This window comes from Polaromonas sp., from assembly GCF_049790275.1.
Lineage (GTDB): Bacteria > Pseudomonadota > Gammaproteobacteria > Burkholderiales > Burkholderiaceae_C > Polaromonas.
This window is the reverse complement of the sequence record NZ_JBAQYR010000043.1, coordinates 1-8,960: the sequence shown is the minus strand read 5'-3', so window position 1 is coordinate 8,960 and position 8,960 is coordinate 1. Positions and strand designations below refer to the sequence as shown.

9 protein-coding genes are annotated in these 8,960 nt (G+C 63.0%); 2 read left to right on the top strand and 7 right to left on the bottom strand.

Annotation, left to right across the window (positions count from 1 at the left end; translation table 11 throughout):
- Positions 1–235: 235 nt before the first annotated feature.
- The 4 genes from WA904_RS05765 to WA904_RS05750 form a co-directional block, all read right to left on the bottom strand.
- Positions 236–1,012 carry an SDR family oxidoreductase gene (locus tag WA904_RS05765; protein WP_425196173.1) on the bottom strand — a complete coding sequence of 259 codons (777 nt, stop codon included), beginning with the start codon at positions 1,010–1,012 and terminating at the stop codon, positions 236–238.
- A gap of 91 nt (positions 1,013–1,103) precedes the next feature.
- Positions 1,104–1,781, bottom strand: coding sequence for an LPS export ABC transporter periplasmic protein LptC (lptC, locus tag WA904_RS05760; RefSeq protein WP_425196172.1), 678 nt, complete (start codon positions 1,779–1,781; stop codon positions 1,104–1,106).
- Positions 1,781–2,383 carry a KdsC family phosphatase gene (locus WA904_RS05755; RefSeq protein ID WP_425196171.1) on the bottom strand — a complete coding sequence of 201 codons (603 nt, stop codon included), beginning with the start codon at positions 2,381–2,383 and terminating at the stop codon, positions 1,781–1,783. The genes lptC and WA904_RS05755 overlap by 1 nt, the downstream gene beginning before the upstream one ends.
- 8 nt (positions 2,384–2,391) lie before the next feature.
- Positions 2,392–3,384, bottom strand: coding sequence for a KpsF/GutQ family sugar-phosphate isomerase (locus WA904_RS05750; RefSeq protein ID WP_425196170.1), 993 nt, complete (start codon positions 3,382–3,384; stop codon positions 2,392–2,394).
- A 133-nt stretch (positions 3,385–3,517) separates the two neighbouring features.
- On the opposite strand from WA904_RS05750, the gene WA904_RS05745 reads away from it, so the two are divergent.
- Both WA904_RS05745 and WA904_RS05740 read left to right on the top strand, forming a co-directional pair.
- Complete coding sequence (locus tag WA904_RS05745; RefSeq protein WP_425196169.1) at positions 3,518–5,503, top strand: monovalent cation:proton antiporter-2 (CPA2) family protein; 1,986 nt, start codon at positions 3,518–3,520, stop codon at positions 5,501–5,503.
- A 77-nt stretch (positions 5,504–5,580) separates the two neighbouring features.
- Positions 5,581–6,147 carry an adenine phosphoribosyltransferase gene (locus WA904_RS05740; protein ID WP_425196168.1) on the top strand — a complete coding sequence of 189 codons (567 nt, stop codon included), beginning with the start codon at positions 5,581–5,583 and terminating at the stop codon, positions 6,145–6,147.
- A gap of 115 nt (positions 6,148–6,262) precedes the next feature.
- On the opposite strand, the gene WA904_RS05735 is transcribed toward WA904_RS05740, so the two are convergent.
- The 3 genes from WA904_RS05735 to WA904_RS05725 form a co-directional block, all read right to left on the bottom strand.
- Complete coding sequence (locus WA904_RS05735; RefSeq protein ID WP_425196167.1) at positions 6,263–7,159, bottom strand: hypothetical protein; 897 nt, start codon at positions 7,157–7,159, stop codon at positions 6,263–6,265.
- A gap of 275 nt (positions 7,160–7,434) precedes the next feature.
- Entirely contained in the window at positions 7,435–7,926 is a 492-nt protein-coding gene (locus WA904_RS05730; RefSeq protein WP_425196166.1) for a Crp/Fnr family transcriptional regulator, read from the bottom strand.
- Between the two features lie 114 nt (positions 7,927–8,040).
- The coding region (locus WA904_RS05725; RefSeq protein ID WP_425196165.1) for a tRNA modification GTPase at positions 8,041–8,960 on the bottom strand (920 nt) is incomplete at its 5' end.

Sequence of the window (8,960 nt, the reverse complement as noted above, 5' to 3'; positions counted from 1 at the left end):
GCGGTAGCGACGGCGGTTTCCGCAGTCCTTACGGCGGCGGCGGTAGCGGCGGTGGCCGTTCCGGCGGCTCCGGCGGTGGACGCGGCGGCTACTAAGCCCTGACTCACGGCCTCTTCAGCTACTGGCTGAAGACAGCTTTAAAAGGCTTCAAGACTTCGGTTTTGAAGCCTTTTTGCATTGCAGCCCATGATCTATGGGCGTGAGCAGCTATAAATTCGGTAGCACTTTCAGTCGCCTAGCCTGGTTGCTGGCGGTGTTTGCGCGGCCTGCCCGCCAGCGCCTTGTCAAACAGGACGTTCGGCAACAGGCGAAGCAACTTGGCCACCAGACCCATCTGCCAGGGAATCACGCGGTAACTCGTGCCCGCCTGGATGGCTGCAAATGCCTTGTCGGCAAACGCAGCTGGCTGCATCAGGAAGGGCATCGCGTAGCGGTTTTGCTGCGTCAGCGGCGTGTCGATGTAACCCGGGCACAAGGTCACCACCTTCACGCCTGACGGCCGCAACTCACCGCGCAGGCTCTCGCAGTAGCTGATCACCGCCGCCTTGCTGGCACAGTAAGCGCCGTGTCCCGGCAGGCCGCGGATGCCGGCGACACTGCCAATGCCAACCAGCGTGCCCGAACCACGCCGCACCATCGCATCAACAAAGGGATGGAAAGTAGCCGCCAGGCCAATGTTGTTGGTGGCAAAAGTCTGCGCCATCACATCCAGGTCCGCGCGCACGGCCGTGTCCATGCCCACACTGATGCCTGCATTGGCAATGACCACATCAGGGACGCCCTGAGCGGTGATGCAGGCTTGACCAGCCGCCACGATGCTGTCGCTTACGGAGACATCTGCGCTGTAGATCTTGTAGCTGCCTGCGCTTATCCCGTGCGCCGAAGCCCAGGACTGGACCTCTTCCGTGCGCCGCGCCGCGAGTGCCAGCCGGTAACCCGCCTGAAAAAATCGCAAGGCCAGTGCCTGGCCAATGCCGCTGGAGGCGCCAGTGATAAAAACGAGTTTTGACATGAAACACTCCGGCTGGATTTGCGCTATCTGGCTTTTTTCGAAGGAAGGACAACGCGATCAGCGTTGTCAGGTGAACCAGGCGCGCATGGTGTCAGGGGACAGCGCCCGCAGCCTTGCGCGGCACCAGTATCCCCTTGACGTGGCCTTTGAGGTCTGCCACGCGGTCGAGATTGTCGTAGGCAAAAGTGTCGCCCGCAAATTCGTCGCTGCCGCGCGTGATGACCACCGGCAGATGGGACTTGACACGTTCGTCGTTGACAAAGACATGCAGGAATTCGCCGCTGAAAGTGAGTCGCGGAACCTCTTTGCCAGTGGCATCCACAGCGGCATCGCGCACCACGCGTGCATTGCCGATCAGCTGGACTTCCGAACCGTCGGCGTTGGTGAGCGCGCGGTCGCCGGTAGAGGTGGTGAGCCGTCCCTCCAGGCTGTAGCTGCGGATCAGTGCCTGGTCGATCTCCAGCGTATCGGTGTCGGGATAGTGACGCAGTTCGGTACCGGAAACATCGCTCTTGAGCTGGCCCGCTTCATCAAAGGTCTTGATGCCAAACTTGCGCATGTAGTAGTCTGGTTCGGCGCTGACCGCTTTCTGGCCGCCCTCGGGCGACAAGGAAGCAGGGGTGTTCCTGACCAACCAGTAGGTACCCAGGGCCAGCAGGCCCATCAGCAGCACAGGAATGTAGATGGCGCTGCGCTCCCACAGCAGTGACGCCTTGTCCAGTGCGACCCGCCAGGCCGGCACAGCGCCAGCGACAGGGCTGGCAGCCATCAGCACGTGTACTCCTGGAGCAGGCCGGCATAACGGCCACTCGCCACCATGAGCAGGTCGCAAAACTCACGCACCGCGCCGTCGCCGCCGCGGGCCTGGGTGACATGGGCGGCCAGGGCCCTGACCTCCACATGCGCGTTGGCCGGCGCGCAGCTGAATGCGACCCGGCGCATCACCGGCAGGTCCGGCCAGTCGTCGCCCATGAACGCCGCCTGCGACCAGTCGAGCCCCAACGCCCTGAGCGTGATCTCGGCCGCCGGCAGCTTGTCTTCGATGCCAAAGTGGACATGCACCACGCCCAGGGCCTGCAGGCGGGTGCGCAGCACGGCGCTGTCGCGTCCAGTGACCACGGCAGGTGTGATGCCCGCGCGCTGCAGCAGCTTCAAGCCGTGTCCGTCGAGTGAATTGAAGCGCTTGAGCGTCTCGCCCGCTGCATTGAAGCCGACCTGCGGTGTCGCCCGGGGATCGCCTTCCGGGTATTCGCCGAAATACAGCCCACCATCGGTGAGCACGCCATCCACATCAAAAAAAGCCACCTTCACCTGTTGCGCGAGCAGCAGCAGTTGTGGCGCGAAATTCAAGGCCGGCGAATGAGGTTTCATCGATGACATCAAATGACTTTGGCGCGCAGCAGGTCGTTGCTGTTGAGCGCACCGCACAGGATGCCCGCGTCGTCCACCACCAGCACACTGGTAATGCGGTACTGCTCCATCAGCGCAACCGCCTCTACCGCCAGCGCGCCGGCATGCAGCGTACGTGGATCGGGGTGCATGACTTCGGCGGCTTTGCTGGCCCGGAGGTCCACCCCTTTTTCAATCAGCCGGCGCAAGTCACCATCGGTAAAAATGCCGCGCACCCGGCGTGCATCATCGACGATGGCCGAAGCGCCCAGGCCTTTGCTGCTCATTTCGCGCATCAGTTCCGTAAAGCTGGCCCGCAAGCCAACCGCAGGAACGGTATCGCCGGTACGCATCACATCCTCGATATGCGTCAGGAGCTTGCGGCCCAGCGCGCCGCCCGGGTGAGAGCGGGCAAAGTCTTCTTCCCTGAAGCCGCGTGCATCGAGCAGGGCAACCGCCAGCGCATCGCCCAGCGCCATTTGCGCCGTGGTACTCGCCGTTGGCGCCAGGTTGAGGGGACAGGCCTCCACATCCACGGCACTGTTCAGGACAATGTCGGCGTGCTGCGCAAGCGTCGACCCGGCGCGGCCCGTCATCGCCACCAGCGTCACGCCAAGGCGCTTCAGGGCCGGCAGGATGACCGCCAGCTCCTCGACCTCGCCGGAATTGGAGATCGCCAACACGATGTCTCCCGGCGACACCATGCCGAGGTCGCCGTGGCTGGCTTCAGCCGGATGGACAAACATGGCCGGCGTGCCGGTGGATGCAAGCGTCGCGGAAATTTTCCGGCCAACGTGGCCGCTTTTCCCCATGCCCATCACCACGACCCGTCCCTTGCAAGCCAGTATGGCCTGTACCGCCTGCCCGAATTCGGGACCGATCCGGCCTTTCAGTCCAAGCACTGCGGCCGCTTCGATTTCAAGGGTCTTGTGGGCCAGCGCCAGCGCTCGCGCGGGATCAAATTTCGCAGGTTCAAAGCTCATGCCCGCATTCTATAGAGCCGCATCAGCGGAAGGGCTCAGGGGTGTATGGCCCAAATCCTGCTGGTTGCACTGCGGCACGGAGAAATGGATGGCCGCTGCCGATAAGCAACAACCCTTCAGCTACCATCGAAACATGACCGCGCTCGAACTCACACTGCTGTATTTGCTGGCTGCTGTGCTGGGTGTGGTTGCCTGCCGCACGCTCAAGCTGCCGCCCATGCTCGGTTACCTGGCCGTAGGCGTGGTGATTGGCCCGAACGCGCTGGCACTGGCCGAGAATTCCGACGGGGTGCGCCACCTCGGCGAGTTCGGTGTGGTCTTCCTGATGTTCGTGATCGGGCTGGAGTTCAACCTGCCCAAGCTGCGTTCCATGCGGCGCCACGTCTTCGGGCTGGGCCTGCTCCAGGTCGCGTCCACGATCGTGCTGGCCACCGTCGGCTCCCTGTTCCTGGCCGCGCTGGCGCCCAGCCTGTGGAAGATGTCCTGGCAGACTGCATTGGCGCTTTCCGGCGCCATTGCCATGAGCAGCACGGCCGTGGTGGTCAAGCTGCTGTCCGAGCGGCTGGAGCTGGAGTCCGAACATGGCAAACGCGTGATGGGCGTGCTGCTGTTCCAGGATCTGGCGGTGGTGCCCCTGCTGGTGCTGATACCTGCACTGGGCACTTCGCCCGACAAGCTGCTGATGGCGGTGGCCATCGCCGGGCTCAAGGCGACGGTGCTGGTCGGGCTGCTGCTGACCGGCGGCCAGCGCGTCATGCGCTGGTGGCTGACGCTGGTAGCCAGGCGCAAAAGTGAGGAGCTGTTTGTGTTGAACCTGCTGCTCGTCACACTGGCGCTGGCCTGGCTGACCGAGCTGGCCGGCCTGAGCCTGGCGCTCGGCGCCTTCATTGCCGGCATGCTGATTTCCGAAACCGAATACAAACACCAGGTCGAAACCGACATCCGGCCCTTTCACGATGTGTTGCTGGGCCTGTTTTTCATCAGCATCGGCATGCTGCTGGACTGGCGGCTGGTACTCGAGCGCTGGCCGCTGGTGCTGCTGCTGCTCACCGTGCCGGTGCTGTTCAAGCTGGTCATGATCACCGCACTGGCCCGGGCCCTGGGTGCCACCGCCGGCGTATCTCTGCGTACCGGCCTGTACCTGGCGCAGGCCGGCGAGTTCGGCTTTGTGTTGCTGACACTGGCGCAGGGCAACAACCTGATTCCCCCGGTGCTGCTCAACCCCATCCTGGCCAGCATGGTGCTGTCCATGCTGGCCACGCCTTTCATCATCATGTACAGCAACCGCATCGTGATGAAGCTGGTCTCCAGTGAATGGCTGCAGCAGTCGCTGCAAATGACCACCATTGCACGCAAGTCCATCAACACCGAGAGACATGTGATTGTTTGCGGCTATGGCCGTTGCGGCCAGAACCTGGGCCACATGCTCGAGGGCGAAGGCATTCCCTACATCGCGCTGGACCTGGACCCCGACCGGGTGCGCCAAGCCGCTGCTGCGGGCGATTCGGTGGTATTTGGTGACGCGGTCCGCCTGCAGTCGCTGATGGCCGCGGGCCTGGCGCGCGCCAGTGCCGTGGTGGTGACTTACCTGGACACGGCCAGTGCGCTCAAGGTGCTGGCCAACATCCGCACGCATGCGCCTACCGTGCCGGTGATTGTGCGTACTGTGGATGACCGCGACCTGGAAAAGCTGCAGGCCGCCGGCGCCACCGAGGTGGTTCCGGAGGCCATCGAAGCCAGCCTGATGCTGGCCAGCCATGCGCTGGCACTGGTGGGCGTGCCGATGCGCCGCGTAATCCGGGTGGTACAGGACCAGCGCGATGCGCGCTACAACCTGCTGCGTGGCTACTTTCGCGGAGCCGACGACGACACAGCAGGTGACATGGAGCAGGAACGCCTTTCCACCGTCACCTTGCCGCTGGGCATCAAATCCGTCGGCAAGCAGCTTGGCGAGTTTGCCTTGCATGCGACCGGCGTGCGCGTGGTCAGCCTGCGGCGCGGCAGCGGCAAGGCCCTGGAAGCGCTGGACGACACCCGGCTTCAGGGTGGCGACACCCTGGTGCTCTCGGGCCGGTCCGAAGCCCTGGCGCTGGCCGAGCAGAAACTTTTGCGCGGCTGACACCCATGCCGTGTCCGGACGGCTGATGGCCGGGGCGCGGGGCAAAATGGTGGCCCGCAGAACTTCCGAGTAAACCCATGTCCGCCTCGAGCGACTCCTTCAACTACGGCCCCTACCTCCGCAGCCACATCCGCACCGTCCCTGACTGGCCTGCGCCGGGCGTGCAGTTTCGCGATATCACGCCGCTGCTGCAGGACCCCAAGGTTTTTCGCGTGCTGATCGACGCTTTTGTGCACCGCTACATGGACCCGGCCCTGCGCCCGGACGTGGTCGCCGGGCTTGATGCGCGCGGCTTCATTCTTGGCGCCGTGGTGGCTTATGAACTCAACATCGGCTTTGTGCCCATCCGGAAAAAAGGCAAGCTGCCTTTCACCACCGTGCAGGAAACCTACGAACTGGAATACGGCAGTGCCACTGTCGAGCTGCACACCGATGCAGTCAAACCCGGCGACCGGGTGCTGCTGATCGATGACCTGATCGCCACCGGCGGCACCATGATGGCTGGCAAGAAACTGCTTGAAAAACTGGGCGCCCGTGTGATGGAAGGCGCCGCGATTGTGGACCTGCCGGAACTCGGTGGCTCCGACAAGTTACGCGCCAGCGGGCTGCCGCTGTTTACCCTGCTGGATTTCGACGGGCATTAAGTCGTCGCGCGAAATACTACCAATTTGATAGCTGGTAACGCCCGCGGAATAAGGGCTGAAGGCCTGTCTGACTCTTCATTCAGGCGCCGGCACCCTTTTGCCGAGCGCCTCCTGATCAAATCAGGTCGCCATATTGGGTGGCACTCAGCGCGGGCACCGTCACCGGCGTTTCGGGCATCTCGGTATCTTCAAACCCTGTCAGCAGGGTGTAGGAGCGCGAAGCGCTTCGTTCACTTTTATCGGCCTGGCCTTTGTCGGGACGCTGCTGCGGCATGCCGCTGGCTGATGCAGCGGCAAGGGCCTGCTTGAACGCCGTCACCTCATCGGCCTGAATGGGTTCATGACGCTTGGGCAACGGAGCCAGAGGGGTGACAGCGGCCGGTTCGGCCATCGCCGTCGCAGCAACCACCGGTTCCGCAACGGCAACTTCGGCAGCGGCCGTTGCAGCAACCGGCACCGGACCAGCCGCCATGGCAGGCACCGTTTTGGCAGTTTCGGCGTGCGAGGGCTGGCTGGCAGCAACGGCATGGGCGCTGGGGCGAGGAGGCCGGCCAACGGAAACCAGCTCGTTCATGCGCCAGTAGACCGCCGTCACCCGGATGTTGTAGCGCGACTTCGCGCTTTGGGCAATCAGGACTTCGATCTCCGCCAGGCGTTCGGTCTGGCCGCCAAACTCCTGCGCCAGATCCATCATGACCATGAACTGGTCACCGCGCGGATCCAGTGAAAGCACCTTGAATTTATAGCTGGCCGACAGCACACCGGCGCGGATCATGGCCTCGCGCACAGCGGCGTACAACAGCTCCCTTTTGGCATGCCTTTGGGTTTTTTGCCCGCTTTGCTCGGACGGGTTGTTCAGCGGCACGGGCACCGATGCTTTGGGCCGTGCACCAGCCACCGGGCGGGTACGCTCGTCACGAGTCAGGCCGGAACTGTCGCTGTCAGGGTGTGCCTGGACGGAAAGACCTTCGTCTTCACTGGATTTACCGGAGAACCAATTAAAAAGTGACATCAACTGCGCCTGAAAAACGATAGCCGCGCATGCAGCGATCAGGGTTGGTGTTGCGAAGAAAATTTGCGCAACGTCTTCGTCCAAGTTTACTGAGTCCTGCTCTGAAACCTGCCTGCGTTGGGCGGGCCGAACTCACCGCCGGGAGATTCCGGCACGCATCCCTGCAATAAATCACGCTATCGCGGTTTGAGTGCACAGCGTGTAACGATTTTTTCTGACCGCCTTGTTGCCGTCCCACCACTGCTTTTACATCCGGGGAACGGCAGCCTGTCAATTCAGGTCACCGCCACACGTTTGGGCCGGTTGTAAAGACGTTTGGCCAGCACCCCGCCCATGGCCAGCGCCAATTCAAGTGCGATGGGGCTGTGGCGGTTCGACAGCTCCTTGAAACGCAAGGCTGTCAGGCACCAGAGCTTGCAGGCATTGGATGCCTGCACCGTGGCGCTGCGCGGCAGACGCGAGAAAAATGCGCCTTCGCCCACCATTGACCCGGCGGCGACCATGGCGAGCCGCACGCGGCCCTTGTCGTCCTCGTAGTGCACGCTGAGTGTGCCGCTCTCTATGAAATACAGCGTCTGATCGGCCGATCCCTGCTCGATCAGCGACTGCCCCTGCTGCAAGGCAAAAGGCTGCATGTAGGTAGCAAGCACTTCCCACTGCTGCGAATTGAACTGGCAGCGCAGGGCATCGCTCGCATGGCTGTGCGCAATGGCGCTGGCCAGGCCCTGGATGTCAAAGCGAACCGAAGTCGGGAGGGGTGCGTTCATGGTGAATGGAAGATAACCTTCAGGACGACCACGCCGCAAGGGACGTTAACTCCCGTTTACACCTGATACATCGCACAAGGCACATGTATCCCGTTCACGCCGATAGTTGGCGTGCTACTTGCCGATGCAGAATTTCGAGAAAATTTCACCCAGCAGGTCATCGGGCGTGAACTGGCCAGTGATGGCACTCAACGCATTCTGGGCCTGCCGCAAGTCTTCCGCCAGCAGGTCCAATGCGGGCACCGGTGCGCCTAGCTGTGCCGCGGCTCGCGCCAGTTGCGCGTCGACCTGCCGAAGGGCGCGCACATGGCGCTCCCGCGCCATGAACACGCCTTCCGGTGCCGCCTGCCAGCCCACGACCTGCAGCAGCTGCTGGCGCAACTGCTGCAAACCGGCGCCGGTTTTGGCAGAAATGAGAACGCCCGAAGACACCGTAGCCAGAACGCCGGGGCCTGCCAGGTCCGCCTTGTTCCAGACATCAATCACCGGCGTGTTTGGAGGCAGCCTTTCAGCGATGGCGTCCGCGATGTCTGCATCTGCCGCTATGTAATTCATGGCGATGCGCAGGTCCTCCGGCGTTTGCTGGCGCGTCAGGTCATGCAGGAACAGCACGGCATCGGCACTCTGGATTTCCGTCCACGCGCGCTCAATGCCAATTTTTTCCACTTCATCAACTTCGGGCAGCAGGCTGTCACGCAGGCCCGCGGTGTCCACCACATGCAGCGGCACGCCATCGATCTGGATCAGCTCGCTGACCTTGTCGCGCGTGGTGCCCGCCACCGGTGTCACGATGGCCAGCTCGGCTCCGGCCAGCGCATTGAGCAGGGAGCTCTTGCCGGCGTTCGGCTGCCCGGCAATGACGACCTTGATGCCTTCACGCAGGATGGCGCCCTGCTGCGCGCGCTGCAGTACGGCGGCCAGTGTCTGCTGCAGCCGGTCGAGCTGGCCTTGGGCATCGGCCTTCTGGAGGAAGTCTATGTCTTCTTCCGGAAAGTCCAGCGTCGCTTCCACCAGCATGCGCAGGTGCACCAGCT